The sequence below is a fragment of the Brevibacillus sp. YAE8 genome (genome assembly GCF_057543335.1).
In genome coordinates, this window is sequence record NZ_BAAIYG010000003.1 from 67263 (window position 1) to 81852 (window position 14590).

The 14590-nt window shown below is 55.2% G+C and carries 11 protein-coding genes; all 11 read right to left on the reverse strand.

Annotation, left to right across the window (positions count from 1 at the left end; translation table 11 throughout):
- Window positions 1–69: 69 nt before the first annotated feature.
- The 11 genes from AC27IT_RS05700 to dinG all read right to left on the reverse strand — a co-directional run bounded on the left by AC27IT_RS05700 (window position 70) and on the right by dinG (window position 14535).
- Complete coding sequence (locus AC27IT_RS05700; protein ID WP_005834606.1) at window positions 70–753, reverse strand: DnaD domain-containing protein; 684 nt, start codon at window positions 751–753, stop codon at window positions 70–72.
- Between the two features lie 116 nt (window positions 754–869).
- Window positions 870–2159: an asparagine--tRNA ligase gene (gene asnS / locus AC27IT_RS05705; RefSeq protein WP_005834608.1), complete on the reverse strand. Its 1290-nt coding sequence runs from the start codon at window positions 2157–2159 to the stop codon at window positions 870–872.
- 191 nt (window positions 2160–2350) lie between these two features.
- Complete coding sequence (locus AC27IT_RS05710) at window positions 2351–4789, reverse strand: WIAG-tail domain (protein ID WP_327944613.1); 2439 nt, start codon at window positions 4787–4789, stop codon at window positions 2351–2353.
- A 181-nt stretch (window positions 4790–4970) separates the two neighbouring features.
- Window positions 4971–6485 carry an AAA family ATPase gene (locus tag AC27IT_RS05715; protein ID WP_327944614.1) on the reverse strand — a complete coding sequence of 505 codons (1515 nt, stop codon included), beginning with the start codon at window positions 6483–6485 and terminating at the stop codon, window positions 4971–4973.
- Entirely contained in the window at window positions 6478–7005 is a 528-nt protein-coding gene (locus AC27IT_RS05720) for a hypothetical protein (RefSeq protein ID WP_007785387.1), read from the reverse strand. The genes AC27IT_RS05715 and AC27IT_RS05720 overlap by 8 nt, the downstream gene beginning before the upstream one ends.
- Before the next feature lie 159 nt (window positions 7006–7164).
- Window positions 7165–7644, reverse strand: a complete 480-nt coding sequence (locus tag AC27IT_RS05725) for a cell wall elongation regulator TseB-like domain-containing protein (protein ID WP_025843806.1) — start codon at window positions 7642–7644, stop codon at window positions 7165–7167.
- A 30-nt stretch (window positions 7645–7674) separates the two neighbouring features.
- A complete protein-coding gene (locus tag AC27IT_RS05730; protein WP_005834620.1) occupies window positions 7675–8370 on the reverse strand; it encodes a hypothetical protein in 696 nt (231 codons plus the stop codon).
- A 374-nt stretch (window positions 8371–8744) separates the two neighbouring features.
- A complete protein-coding gene (locus tag AC27IT_RS05735; RefSeq protein WP_005834622.1) occupies window positions 8745–10049 on the reverse strand; it encodes an amidohydrolase in 1305 nt (434 codons plus the stop codon).
- A 15-nt stretch (window positions 10050–10064) separates the two neighbouring features.
- The gene (locus AC27IT_RS05740) at window positions 10065–10688 is read right to left on the reverse strand and encodes a redox-sensing transcriptional repressor Rex (protein WP_005836584.1); all 624 of its coding nucleotides are present in this window, start codon (window positions 10686–10688) and stop codon (window positions 10065–10067) included.
- Window positions 10689–10702: 14 nt separating this feature from the next.
- Window positions 10703–11593, reverse strand: a complete 891-nt coding sequence (locus AC27IT_RS05745; RefSeq protein ID WP_005836581.1) for a ComEC/Rec2 family competence protein — start codon at window positions 11591–11593, stop codon at window positions 10703–10705.
- A 41-nt stretch (window positions 11594–11634) separates the two neighbouring features.
- The gene (dinG, locus tag AC27IT_RS05750; RefSeq protein WP_340673828.1) at window positions 11635–14535 is read right to left on the reverse strand and encodes an ATP-dependent DNA helicase DinG; all 2901 of its coding nucleotides are present in this window, start codon (window positions 14533–14535) and stop codon (window positions 11635–11637) included.
- Window positions 14536–14590 lie beyond the last annotated feature (55 nt).

The following is a 14590-nucleotide window of genomic DNA, read 5'->3' on the forward strand; positions in this document are numbered from 1 at the left end:
ACAAACGCGGAAAATGGGTACGTGTACATAGGAGACAGACAATAGAAAAAACCGCCTTGATAGCTGGCATCAAAGCGGTTGTCGATAGTCTTTGGATTGGTTTTGTCTGCGGAAGTTCAGGCTGTACAGCCGTGCCTGCTCGACCGTGGTAATTTGCTGTTTTTGCCACTCCAGAAGGATTCTGTCGATGTAGCGAATGTGAAGCTTGCCTACGGTTGCGGCTTCACGCAACGCCGTTAAAATCAGCTCTTCCTGATAACCGTCCTGCTCTGTCCACATGTGGATGCTCTCCAATTCAAAAGGAGACAAGGGCCGACCAAAAGCCTGCTCAAACCGGGAGTAAATCGCCACCGGCTCGGAATCTACCGTGGCCGCGGCTTCGTTGAACGGCGCCAGCATCCGCGGATCGGCCTGCTGCTCGCGCCAGGTCTGGTACAGCTTTTTGTACAACGGGGTCAAATTGTACTGCTCGTGGCGCAGCCCCGTATGCGGGTCGATAAACTCGTCGATGCTGATCCAGTCTTCCTTCAGCAGCTTTTGCAGCGATTGGATCAATCTCATGCTGGACATGGACATGCGTTCTTCCAGCTCAGTCAAGGTCGGAAAACGGTTCCCCTCCTGCTGAAAAGAAAGCAGATGAATGAGCAGCATCATTTCGTCGTCTGCCAGGGACATTCGTTTGTACATCTTCAGAAGAAGGTTGGAGACGGATGTTGCACCTTCTTGCAACAGTTGCAATATATGGGAATCCATAACGCATGTTCACCTCTGGGTTGGATTAACAAAGGAAGGGCGTAAAACGCGCTGCCATACAATAGGAACACCCTGCTGCCCTCTCGCAACAGGGTGTATGGAAAAAACGAAAAACCTTACGGGTAGAGACGGTACAGCATGCGCGGGAACGGAATCGTTTCGCGCACGTGATCCAGTCCGCAAATCCAGGCAATCGTCCGCTCAAGGCCCAGACCGAAGCCGGAGTGAGGAACGGTACCGTATTTGCGCAGGTCCATGTACCAGCGATAAGCTTCCTCGGACAGCTCATGCTCGGCGAAGCGCTTCGCCAACAGCTCCGGATCGTCGATGCGCTGGCTGCCGCCGATGATCTCGCCGTAGCCTTCCGGGGCGATCATGTCCGCGCACAGCACCACTTCCGGACGCTCTGGATGAGGCTTCATGTAGAAAGCCTTGATCTCGGTCGGATAGTGCGTGATGAACACCGGCTTGTCGAAGTGGTCAGCGATCAGCGTCTCGTCCGGCGCACCGAAGTCGTCGCCCCACTTGATCTCGCTGCCTTTTTCCTGCAACAGCTTGATCGCATCATCGTACGTGATGCGCGGGAAGGAGCCCGTCACGTTTTGCAGTTTGGTTGTATCGCGCTCCAGCGTTTTCAGCTCCTGCTGGCAGTTTTTCAGGACGGATTGCACCACGTGGGACACAAAAGCTTCCTGAATGCGCAAGTTTTCCTCGTGGTCGACGAACGCCATCTCCGGCTCGATCATCCAAAATTCGATCAGGTGACGACGGGTTTTCGATTTTTCCGCACGGAAGGTCGGTCCAAACGAGTACACGCGGCCCAGTGCCATTGCCGCCGCTTCCATGTACAGTTGGCCGGACTGGGACAAATACGCATCTTCATCAAAATATTTGGTGTGGAACAGGTTCGTTGTTCCTTCTGCCGAAGTCGGTGTCAGGATTGGCGGGTCTACTTTGACAAATCCATTTTCATGGAAAAACTCGTAAACAGCGCGAATCACTTCAGAGCGAACCGCCATGACCGCACGTTGACGAGGAGTGCGCAGCCACAGATGGCGGTGATCCATCAGGAAGTCTACCCCGTGCTCCTTGAGCGAAATCGGGTATTCCTGGGCAATCTGAATGATCTCCACGCCTGTTACCGTCAGCTCGAAGCCGCTTGGAGCACGGTCATCTGCGCGAACAACACCGGTTATGTATAAAGAGCTTTCCTGGGTCAGTTGGGATGCTTTTTCCCATACGTCTTCCGCTACTTCTGCTTTTACTACTACGCCCTGGATGAAGCCGGAGCCGTCGCGAAGCTGCAGAAACTGAATCTTGCCGCTGCTGCGCTTGTTGTACAGCCAACATCCAATGCGCACTTCTTGTCCAACATGCTGCCCTACCCGGGCAATCGTCGTCAACATCGAATAATTCCCTCCATTTACCATGCCACACTACAGACTAAGTGTACCCAACAATTATACTATTGGGGAACGGCAAATTCAATGAAAGTCTCCCCGTCCGGTGATTACCATAATTTTATTATGTAAACAAACGCAAGGGAGATCGTCTGGCTTGCTCGCCAATGACCTCCCCTGCCCTCCGGTTTTGCAAGCTAGCCGTTCACGTCGTCTGTATCCTCTGTGTCGCCAGCCGCTTCGCCGTCGAGTTCGCCCCCTTCTTCTTCGCTGTGATCTTCATCGGCTTCGTCGTCGCTCTCGTCCCACTCATCCTCCAGGACGTTTTCCTCGTGTCGGTGCAGATGCAGGGCAGAAACCTCATCGTGCACAGGCTCTCCCTTTTCCCCGACTGCAATCCATTGCAGCACTCCGCTGTCTTCCTGCTCTGTCTCACGGCGAAAAACCGTCAGTACGGCCGACGTGCGCTTTGTGTACTTCAGCGAAACCGACACTCCTGCCTGATTCGTCATCGCCACCAGGCAATAGTGCGTATCGGCATACGGTAGCGGCAGGCGCACGGTGACATCTGCCGTCTGGCGCTGCGCCGGGATGCGGAACGGGACAAAGCCGAATTGCTGCAACGTCGTCCCGATGCGGCCTAGAGTCTCTACGGCTTGAAAAGCGAGCTTTTCCTGCGTGATCGACTTGTCGGCAAGGTGCTCTTCGGCAATCGCCCGCGGCGCAATTTTCGCTTTCGTGACCGCATGATCGGCCAGCTTTTCCTCGCTGACAGCGTGCTTTTGCAGATGCTGCCCCTCGATGGATTGCGCGGCGAGATGTTCGCCAGACAGCGTTCCTTTCGCGAGATGCTCGCCGTTCAGGCTGCCCTTTTCTACATGCTTGCCTGTGATCGCATGCAAATCCAGCTTGCTTCCGTCGACAGCGTGATCGGCCAGCTTGTCGCGGGTGACGCTGCCCTCCTGCAATTTTTCCTTCGAGATCGCTTTCGGCTGGATGTGCTCGTTCTGCACGGATTGATTGGCGAGATGCTGGGACGACACCGCTTTTTCCGCGATCTTCTCGCCCGTGACGGCTCCCTTGCCCAGATGCCTCGCCTTGATCGCGTCTTTCGCCAGTTTGGGGGCAGTCACAGCAGCATCGGCGAGCTTGTTGGCGGTGATGCTCAGATCGGTCACCTTGTCTGTCGAGACGGACTCCGGCGCAAGCTTCGAGGTAGTGACGACGTGCTCGTGCAAATGCTGGGTTTGAATCGCGTAATCCCGCAGATGGTTGCTGCCGATGACGCGATCGGTCAAATGCTGTTCTTCAATCGAGCGCCGCGCTATTTTTTCCGCGCAGATGGCCCCGTCTGCCAAATGCCTCGTGTTGACGCTCTCTTCGATCAACTGCTGGTCGCCCACGCTTCTGTTCGCCAATTTATCGACCGTGACGGCCCTGTCAGCGATTTTTCCTGTCGTGACCTGCTGCTCCCCGATTTTTCGCGCGGTCACCTGCCCATCCTGCAAGTGGCTCGTCTGGATGCTGCCAGCCTGAATGTGTACGCTGCCAATCGATTCTTTGGCGACTTTTTCCGACGTGACGCTCGCATGGTCGAGATGCTCAGTCAGGACGGCATACGGGCTGATTTTGTCGCTGGTGACCGCCTCCGACTGCAGATGCTGGCTGTAGATGGCGTGAAAGGCGATATGCTGGTCCGTTACGCAGCCGAGCGCGATATTGTCGCCATCCACGCTGTTCTCCGCCAGATGATGACGCAAAATAGCCCTTTCGCGAATATGCTGGGACTCGACTGCATCTTCCTCCAACTTGGTCGAGGTCACCGCCCCGTCGCGAATTTTGTCCGTCGTGACTGCGCCGTCCTCCAGCTTGACGGAGTTAATCACGTAATTGGCGAGGTTCCGTGTCTGAATGCTGCCCATCTTGATTTTATCCGAGGTGACAGACTGGTCCTGGAGCAGCTCTGTCGTAATCGCCTGCTCCTGGATATGCTTGGTCTGGATCGCTGCTTCGGCAAACTTCATCGAGTCAATCGTCTTGTCAGCGAGCTTCTCGGAAGTAATGCTGTTGTTGACCAGCTTTTGACCGCTAATCGAATGGTCCTGCACATTGTCGCTCGTGATGACATGGCGCCCCAGATGTTCGCCCAAAACGGCGCCGGGCGCAATTTTGTTCGAGGTCACGCTCTTGTCCGCAAGCTTGGTACTGTCCACGGCGTAATCTTTCAGCAGCGCGGTATCAATCGTCCCCGGTTTGATTTTGGAGGAATCGACAGCTCGATTGGCGATTTTCTCCGTGGTGACAGACTGATCCGTCAAGTCGTCGGTGTAGACAAACGATTGTACCCTGTCGTCGTTGCGCTCCTTGATAATTTTCGAAAAGGTCGTCTGATTCGAGGACGCCCCCTGCTTGGGCATTTTCTGCAGCGGCTGTTGCAGTGGACTTTTGGCTGCGTGGGCGCTTGGCTTCGCGCTGTTGACAGGTTCGCTCTCCGAAAGCTCCAGCTCCAGTTCCAGATCAGCCACCCAGTCGCGCTCCACCGTAGAAGAAGTTTGCATCAGCGGAATTTCATGCAGCGTCTGCCGAAATGTTTTTCCCAGACCTTTGCTCGTTTTTTTTCGGTTCACATTCGCCATAGAGTCTCCTTGCCTCCTGATGTCATTCCCGTATCATTGTGTAACATATTCAACCCATAGGCTTTTGGCACCGCTCCGCGAAATTTGTTTCCCCACGCGCGCTCGCCACGCATGCCAAAAAACCTGCCAAACCAACGGCAATCGTTGGCTGGCAGGTTTTTGGTAACGCATCACGCTCTGATTACGACACAGCCGCTTCCTGTCTCGTCTGGGACAAAAGGGCTCTAAACTCATCGCCTTGCAGGACTTCCGTTTCCATCAGCGTGCCCAGACCTGTCTGGAAAACAGCGTCATACTGTCTGAGCAGGCTGCGCGTATCCTCCAGCAGACGGGAGAGCAGCCGCTCCACTTCGTCGTGAATCCGGTTTTTGTCGACGTACTGCAAATGCACGATCCCGAGGTCGGACATCCCGCTCGAAACGATTTCCTGCGCCATGCCCAGCGCTTGTTCGAAGTCGTTTTTGGAGCCGGTACTGCGTCCGCCGTAGTAGATTTCTTCTGCAACCGCTCCGGCCAGACTGACCATGATCTGGTTTTCCAACGCTTCTCTGGTGTACAGATAGCGGTCTTCCATCGGATTTTGCCGGACGTAGCCGAGCGCCTTGCCGCGCGGGCTCAGCGTGACTTGCGAGACTGAGCCTGGGCGCACCACTTCGCTCACGATCGCGTGGCCCAGCTCGTGCAGCGCTACCCGCTTTTTCTCTTCCTCGGAAGCCTGGCGGTCGACTTTTTCGCCGAGCATGACCTTGTCTACGGCGTAGGCAAAATGCTTCGCCATGATCTTGTCGCTTTTGTCGCGCATAGCGTAAATCGCTGCCTCGTTCGCGACGCTTTCCAGTTGCGCACCGGAGAAGCCGAACGTCTCTTGCGCCACTTTTTCTAAAACGACATCTGGTCCAAGCGGCTTGTTCGCCGTATGAATGGTCAAAATCTGCTCGCGTGCAGGCTTGTCAGGCAAATCTACGGTAATGTGACGGTCAAAACGGCCTGGTCGAAGCAGCGCTGCATCGAGCATGTCTTTGCGGTTCGTCGCAGCCATGACCAGAATGCGCGGCTTGTCACTCGTCGCCACCCCGTCCATCTCGGTCAAAAGCTGGTTCAAGGTCTGGTCGTACTCCCGCTGCTGCTGACCATCCCGTTTTCCCCCGACGACATCAATCTCGTCGATAAAAATAATCGCGCTGTCCTGTCCATTTTTCTCCGCCATCGTCTTCGCTTCTTTAAACAGCTCGCGCACGCGCTGCGCCCCGACCCCTACGTACATCTCCACGAACTGGGAGCCGGAAGCCGCCACGAACGCCGAGTTGGTGTAGTTCGCTGCGGCTTTTGCCATCAATGTTTTCCCTGTACCGGGAGGCCCGGTCAACAGCACGCCTTTGATCGGGCGAATGCCGTACTGCTCGATCTTGTCTTTGTACACGAGAAAGTCAAGCGATTCCTTCAGCTCTTTTTTGGCCCGCTCCTGTCCGCCGATGTCGGCAAACTGCACGTCCGACTTCGGAATTTCGTGCTTGTTCTGCTTTCGTTTGCCGCCGAGCGCGACATTGCCTCCCTGTCCGCTTTGCTGGCGAACGACGAGGAAGTAAATCGCGCCCAGCACAGCGGCGAACAGCACAAAGGGCGTAATGTTCACTCCTAGAAACACGAGAAAAACCAACACCGCAGGAACGACGCCGATCAGCAGCTCTTTACCCACGTGCCGTCACCTCTTTTGCCTCGGAACGGGGAATGATCGTGTAGAAATCTTCCGTTCCTTTTTTCAAGTAAACGTAAATGTTTGCATCATCCATCAAAGCAGACGCTTCATCCAGCTTGTTCGCCTGTTTCCACTCCTCGATCAGAGAAGGGATGCGGCTGTATTGGTGCAAGTCCATCGCTTCCGTGAACACAAACTGGCCGCTTTTCCAAATGTCTGTCATCGCTTCGGACTGGTTCGCGACTACGATCGCGACCTGCTTGTTGCCTGCAATCTTTTCCGTTTTGGCAACGAGGTTGCGGTACTCCGCCGGAAACGTCTCTGGATTGGTTACTTTCAAATCTATTTGAATTTTGTCTTTGCTCACATGGAAATGGCCCAAGGTGGCGGATTGCATCTGACCGATTTCTGCGCGGATAGGCTCCTCAATCTCTATCTTCTGATACAAGAACCAGCCTCCGAACAGGAGAGCAAGTGTCGCCAGCAAGGACAATCCGATCGCACTTTTTTTCAACTGCACTGCTACTCCCCCCATATCGCGTTCTCGTTGTTCTCTCTTGTCAACAAAACCAGTATATCACATGGGTATATCAATTTTTTATACAGATGTTGGGTCGCATGCCAAACAGGCCTTTTCCTCAGCGGAAAAGACCTGTCCTCCGTTCTTTTTATGAAGCGATCATGTAGGCGACAATACGTAAGAAGCGAGCAAAGCCCCACTGAACAAATCGTAGTGCAAGTAGTGGTAGCGGCCGTTTGCGTCTTTTACCGTGACTTCCCAAAATTTCTTGTCCTTTTCAAGTCCGGGGACGATATGGGTAATCTCTGATTGCGGAAACGCCTTGCTTACTGCTTCCTCGACATTTTTGCGCGGCACAGCGAGATCCATTCGATCAAACGCTACTTTTTCCGCAGTCATCCAGGCGACGACAGGCGTACCGGCGTTGTTTTTGCCGATGACGACCGCGTAACTCTCCGTCCCGCGGTATTCGTCGATCGACTCGATTTCGGCGATCGTCGTCCGCGCCTGTACCCACTCGCGGACAGTCGCCTCGAACTGGTTGCGCTCTCCTGCTACGGAAGCAGTCAGATGATAGGCGAATCCCGCTCCTGTCACCAAAAGCGCGATGATCGCTCCCACAATGATTCTCACTAGCACGTTCCCGTTAACTCCTTTATGCGGTTGACATTACAAACGGAAGCGAAGCTGGTCCTGTTTGACGCCAGCCGCCGTCCTGATTTGCATTTCCAGCTCCAACTGGCGAAGCGTGCCTGTATCCGGCTCATACCATAGCTGGTACTCGATGCTGATCCCGCGCGCCAGCTCAGGCGTGATGTCAGCGATCGGAAAAGACGGCCCGAGCCACATCGAAAGCAGCGACGTCACCTTTTCCGGCGGCACCGCCAGGCGATAGCCGCTCCAGTCGCTGCCCGACGTATCCGCAATCGGCTGGGGCGAGACGGATGGCAGCACACTTTTCAACAGCGTCGCATGTTCATACGGCGTAAACAAAGCGTAGGGCAAGGCAGCGTGATCCTGCACCTGTCCGTCTATTCTTACGGAAACCGGCTGCTCGTGGTTACGGCTGATGGCCAGCTTGTGCCCCCCGATTTCCCCGTCGAGACTGAACGTCTCGCGTACATAGCGCCCGTTCAATGCCTGGTCGTGCATGTAAACGAGAAACGCCCGCTCTTCGTCCTGTGTCAATTGCGCAAGCAACTGCGGCACCGAATACGGCTCCTGTTTGGCTGCCGACACCTGATCGCCCCCTGTCCCGGCAGCCGAATGAATCCATTCACCTGCAGAACCGAGCGCCATCCCCAGACCAAACAGACCGAGAAAGATCGGGAAAAGCCACCACAGCTTTTTGGGCCGGATGTACATCTCCGTCCCCCCTGTCCCATTTTTGTCTCTAGCCTATGCTATACGGGAAGGTTTTAGAACGACACGGAAAAGTTGCTAATCATAGCTCGGGGCCGGGCGGTCATACTACTTATACACCCGCAAGGAGGTGAGCGCGTGAAGTCACCGCAACAAAACGCATCTCCTGACATACTTGGGTTTTTGCTACAGGAATACCGCGTCTCCTGGGCTGGATTGTCTTCTCCATTGCGTCAACTGTCGCACACACCCACACTGCATTTTCGCCATCATCCCCTGACAGAGCTGTGGCGAAAATGAGCACGGCATGTAGTACCCATATTCCCCTACCTACACCTACACTCCCTTACTCCTGTCCCACACCAGACAGGAGCCTTTTACCGTTTCAACTGCTGGAACACGCGGTTCGCTTCGTAAATCGCCCGCTCCTCGTCAATCGTGAGCAGCTTGTGGTTGCGCATCAAAAATTTGCCCGCAACAATCGTATCTTTGACGTCGCGGCCATTTGCGGCATAGACGACATGGGAAATCGGCTCATGCGCCGGGTGGAAATGGGCTTGATGGCTGTCGAGAACGATCAGGTCAGCCTGCTTGCCTACCTCGATGCTGCCGAGCGTGTCCGCCTGGAATACGCCGTCTGCGCCGTAGCGTGTCGCCATGCGCAGCGCTTCCTCGGCTGGCACCGCAACCGGGTCGTTGTTTACACCTTTGTGCAAAATCGCCGCGAGCTTCAGTTCTTCAAACAGGTTGAGGTTGTTGTTGCTCGCCGAGCTGTCTGTGCCAAGCGAGACGCTCACGCCTTTTGCCAGCATTTTTGGCACAGGCGCAACCCCGCTCGCCAGTTTCAGGTTGCTCACGACGTTATGGGAAACTTTCACTTGATAGTTTGCCAAAATGTCAATCTCTTCATCCGTCAAATGTACGGCGTGCGCAACCAGCGTAGGACGGTTGAACATGCCAAGCTTCTCCAGGTGAGCGACTGGACGCAGGCCGTAGTCTTTCTCGTTTTGCCCGACTTCCCAGGCAGTTTCGGACATATGAATGTGTAGCGGCAAGGACAGCTCGTCCGCTTTTTCGATAATTTGCGTAATGAACGCAGGCGAGCACGTGTACGGCGCATGCGGCGCCATCATGACGGTGATGCGGCCGTCTGCCTGGTTGTGCCATTCTTTGGCAAACGCAGTCGCGTCGCGCAGCTTGGTTTGTCGCTCTTCCTCGGAGCACAGGCCGATCATGCCGCGGCACAGGCGAGCGCGCATGCCGGACGCCTCGACAGCCTTGGCTACCTCATCCATGTGATCGTACATATCCACGAACGTAGTGGTCCCTGTGCGGATCATTTCGATCAGCGACAGTTGCGTGCCCCATTTGACGGAATCGGCGGTAAATTGCGCTTCCAGCGGCCACATTTTTTCTTCCAGCCACTGCTGCAGCGGCAAATCGTCGGCATAGCCGCGCAGAAGCGACATGCCCGCGTGTCCGTGCGTATTAATCAGACCTGGCAGGATGAAGTCGCCTTTTTGGTCGATGACTTCATCGTAGCCGGCGTCGGAAAGATCCTCAGGCGTCGGTCCTACATACGTGATCTTGTCGCCCTCGAAAGCGACCGCTCCGTCGTGGATCACTTCATTTTGCTCGTTTACCGTAATCACTGTTGCGTGGATGAGGATAGTTTTTTTCATGGTTACACTCCATTCTTACGTTAAGTAATAGGCCAGGCTCTGCAAATTGGATGTCACATCCGCATAGTGAATGCGCACATCTTTTTTCGCGCGAATTGTCGTAGGAGCAAAATTCAAGATTCCCTTGATACCCGCTTGAATCAACAGATCACATACGGATTGCGCTGCCGGCGCAGGGACGGTAATGATCGCCAACTTGATCTCTTTTGCTGCGATCGTGTCCGCCAGCTCGTGCAAGGGCTGGATCGGGATACCCGCCACTACTTTTCCCAGCTTGCCGGGATCGTTGTCAAAAATGGCCGCAATCCGCATGTTATCTTTTAAATAAGCGTTGTAGTTGCTGATCGCATGCCCCAAATGGCCTGCTCCTACCAGAGCGACGCGAACTTCCTCTGTCAGCTTCAAAATCTGCCGTATTTTTTCCACCAGGTAATTGACGTCGTAGCCAATCCCTTTTTTCCCGAAATCGCCGAAGGTAGCCAGGTCTTTTCGGATTTGGGCTGGATTCACATCCAAATTTTTGCCCATTTGCTGGGAGGAAACAGTGGTCACCTCGTTTTGCTGCAAATAGCTGAGGTAACGCAGATAAATCGGCAAACGGCGGACGACCGCTTCCGAAATCTTTTCGTGTTTAGCCACGTTCGGTCTTCCCCCTATTTCTTTTGCTTGAATACCCTGTAATCTTTCCCATTGGACAAAATGACGATCGAGCCGTCCCTGCCTGTTACATACGTCTCCGCCCACGATTCGCCCAACCGCTCCAGCACCTCGGACTGGCCGACCTCGCTGCGCTCCTTGCCTGTCTGGATGACCGCAATCTGGGGGTCGACCCGCGTCAGAAACGGCTGAGAGGTGCCTTGATTGCTCCCCTGGTCGCCGACCTTGAGCACTTCCGCCTTGAGCTGGTCCGGATGGCGCTCAATCAGGCGTTCCTCGGCTTTTTCGTTGATCCCGCTCGCAAACAAAAACCGCAATTGGCCGTGCTTGAGCAAAAAGACGAGCGAATTGTTTTGCGGAGACAAAAACAGCGGTTCGCTCGGCAACAAAGCCTCCAGCGTGACGTCGGTATCGAGAATGAGCTCCTGATTTTCCTCCAGCTCTTTCTGCTTCGGAACCTTGTGGAGCGGGACGAACTGGCGGATCGAGGGCGAAATCAGCTTGGGCAAAATGACCGAGTCGATGATGATTTGCTGGCTTAAAAAAGGGTATCCTCCTGCATACTCGGGCTGATCGTTCGTCAAAACGAGATAGTCGAGGCGCGTCACCTTCGCGGCAGACAGATGCGCGGACAACGTGCTCCAATCCTCCGCGCTGCCTGTATCAATCAGCATCGTTTTTCCGCCCGGCATCCGCACCAGCGTGCTTTCGCCATGAGGAAGCGCCCAATACGTAATGACAAGACCCGTAAACTCCTCCACGCGCTCGGTAGCAAACGGGTCGTCTACCTTCACGGCTTCCTGCAAATGGTTGTTGATCGAGCACGAGCACAGCAAAGCCACACACGTGACGAGCAGCAGCCAGGCCCGCTTTTTTTTCCATAACATTTATTTTATCACCTAAATCCCTGCTAGACTATTGCTTCATTTTATGAATCTGACAAGGATTGCATACTAAGGAACGGCGCAATCCGCTCACGCAGCGTCGCCCAGGAGCCGGTTTCGACCTGGAACGGCGGGAGCGATTGCAAAAACGAACGGCCGTAGCGCGATTCGACGACACGCGTATCGAACACGACCACGACGCCGCGGTCCAAATGGTGACGGATCAACCTTCCGACCCCTTGCTTGAACAAAATGACAGCCTGCGGCAGCGACAGCGACATAAACGCGTTTTTCCCCTCGGCCTTGAGCGATTCGGCGCGTCCCTGGTAGACAGGGTGATTCGGCGGCGTAAACGGCAGCCGTACGATGACCAGACTGCTCAGCCACTCGCCCTGGATGTCCACGCCTTCCCAAAAACTGCTCGTTCCAAGGAGCACGCTTCTCTCCATCGTCCGAAACAGGCGCACCAGCTTGCTGCGGTTGTTGCTGTCGATGCCGTGTCCGAACAGCGTGTACGGCTCTGCCTCCTCGGCCAGCCGCTCCTTCATGGCCTGGTACACCAGCCGCAGCATCGAGTGCGACGTGAACAGGATCAACGTTCTGCCCTTCGACGCCACGACGATATCGACACAGCCCTGGACAATCGCATCGAGATACGCCTGATCGTTTTCTTTGCCGGGCGCCGGAAAATCGGACGGGATCAAGAGCAGCCCCTGTTCTTCGTAACGGAACGGAGAAGGCAGCGACAGCGTGCGCACCCGTTCGGCCGGCAATTTGTCCAGACCGAAGCGGCTCATGACGTAAGAAAAGCTGTTTTTGACAGTCAAGGTGGCCGAAGTCATAATCAGGCTGCGCTTTTGCGAAAACAGCGGTTCCTGCAGCGAATCGGCCACGTTCAGCAAGGCCGCAGACAGATGCACCTGCTTGCGCGCCGCGCGCGACTCGACTTCCATCCAGTAGACGTATTCTTCGTCTTGCACGAGTAAAAAGAAATGCAAAAGCTCCATCATCTGCTGCCATTCCTTCACCAGCCCGAGCAGATCGGTCTGCAGGCTGCGGATAGAAAACGGCGGCTTCTCTTCCTGGGGAATGCTTTGTACCATTTGCTCCAGATGGAGAGCAAATGCCGTCATGCCATCGAGCAGCTTTTTCGTCACCTTGCGGATTTTCTCATGCTTTCCGGTGAAGGAAGCTACGCGGTAGCGCACTGTCTCTCGGCCGGCATCCGTCGTCTCTTCCGCGCGCTGCGAGGCCCATGCGAACAAAAACTGGGTCCACTGCTGGGCCTTCTCCCGCAAGGAAGCGGACAGCTTCTTGCATTCGGAGAGGTGCGCGGACAGCTCCTGTGCGACTGCAGGCTGCCAGCTTTCCAGCTCCGCTGCGAAGCGTGCGATCGCGCCGCCGTCCTCCACGGAAGCCCGGTCGAGCAAAAACAGCAGTTGGGTCGTCGTCAACTGCTTGCCCAAATGCTGGGTCGCCGCATCTTCCAAATGATGCGCCTCGTCGATAATCGCAACTTCATAGGGCGGCAAAATCCGGTTCTCTGCTTGCAGGTCGCTGATGAGCAGGGCGTGGTTGACGATGAGGACATCCGCTTCCTTTGCCCGTTCTTTCGCCTGGAAGTAGTAGCAGCGGCTAAACCACGGACAGGCGCGGTTCAGGCACGAGCTGGTGTCGCTTTTGACTTGCTGCCACAAAAGCTGTCCGCTCGGCGGCATGCTCAGCTCCTCCACGTCGCCCGTCTCGGTCTGCGTCAGCCAGGTGAGCAGTTGCCCTTTTGCCAGCCGCATTTCCTGGCTGCTGCCTTCCACCGGCTCCTCCAGCGCCTGCTCGAACTTGCGCAGACACAAATAGTTGCCCCTGCCCTTCAGCGTGGAAGCCGTAAACGAAAACGGCAGCGATTGCTGCAAGGTCGCAATCTCTTTATGGAACAACTGTTCCTGCAACTGGATCGTGTTCGTGCTGACCACCAACTGCTCCCGATTCTGGTGCGCCCAGATGATGCCTGGCAACAAGTAGGCCAACGACTTGCCCGTACCTGTCCCTGCCTCCACCAACAGGTGCACACCGTCTTGCATCGCGTCAAAAACGGCGTGCATCATCGCTTCCTGGGCTTCCCGCCGCTGAAAGCCGCTCATGCTCACCTGTATCTGTCCCTGCTCGTCCATGAGCTTTTCCAGTTGCTCGCCGAATGCTTTTGCCCGGACCAGATCGCCCTCGGGCCGCTGGAAGCTCGCTTTCAGCTTTTCCTTGCGCTTTTTTATGGCGAGCTGGCGATAAATGTCCCACAACTGCGTGTTTTCTTCTGCCGACTCAGCCCCCAGCTCGGGCAGCTCCGTGAGCTTTTCCATCTCCATTTGCCGCAAAAGGACGTGGATGTCCGAGCGAAACGACGAAACAAGCATTTGCAGCCGTTGAATGGTCACGAGCGGCAATTGCTGCAAAATATCGAGCAAGTGCAAAAAAAGTTGGGCCGTTGCCAGCGCGTCACTGTCGGCCTGGTGAGGATTGTCGTGCTCGATGGCCAGCTCTGACGCCAGCTCCCCGAGCCTGTAGCTGTTTTGCATCGGCAACAGCAGGCGGGACAGTTCCACCGTGTCGAGCACGTATCCGTCAAACGCATAATAGCCCTGACTCAGCAGGGCTTCTTGTAAAAATTGGAGATCAAAGCTTGCATTATGGGCCACAAAGACCCGTCCATCCAATAGTCGCAAGAATTGAGGAAATACCTCTTCCAACGTCGGGGCATCGGCCACCATCTCGTTAGTAATTCCCGTTAGCTGGGTAATAAAAGGGGGGATGTCCTGTCCGGGATGAATCAGAGTCGAGAAGCATTCTGTGATCTGGCCGTCGTCGATGGCCACAGCGCCGATCTGAATGATGCTGTCTCCCTGCCGCGGATGGCTCCCCGTCGTTTCAAAATCTACTACAAGTAATCGATTCAAGCGTTGTCACCTCGTAACCTGAGCGGGAGCCTGTCATCCGCACTCATTCACATTC

Bases quoted from the DNA above. Each gene is read 5' to 3' on its own strand.
- AC27IT_RS05700 (WP_005834606.1), bottom strand. From the start codon at position 753: ATGGATTCCCATATATTGCAACTGTTGCAAGAAGGTGCAACATCCGTC.
- asnS (WP_005834608.1), bottom strand. From the start codon at position 2,159: ATGTTGACGACGATTGCCCGGGTAGGGCAGCATGTTGGACAAGAAGTG.
- AC27IT_RS05710 (WP_327944613.1), bottom strand. From the start codon at position 4,789: ATGGCGAATGTGAACCGAAAAAAAACGAGCAAAGGTCTGGGAAAAACA.
- AC27IT_RS05730 (WP_005834620.1), bottom strand. From the start codon at position 8,370: ATGTACATCCGGCCCAAAAAGCTGTGGTGGCTTTTCCCGATCTTTCTC.
- AC27IT_RS05735 (WP_005834622.1), bottom strand. From the start codon at position 10,049: ATGAAAAAAACTATCCTCATCCACGCAACAGTGATTACGGTAAACGAG.
- AC27IT_RS05745 (WP_005836581.1), bottom strand. From the start codon at position 11,593: ATGTTATGGAAAAAAAAGCGGGCCTGGCTGCTGCTCGTCACGTGTGTG.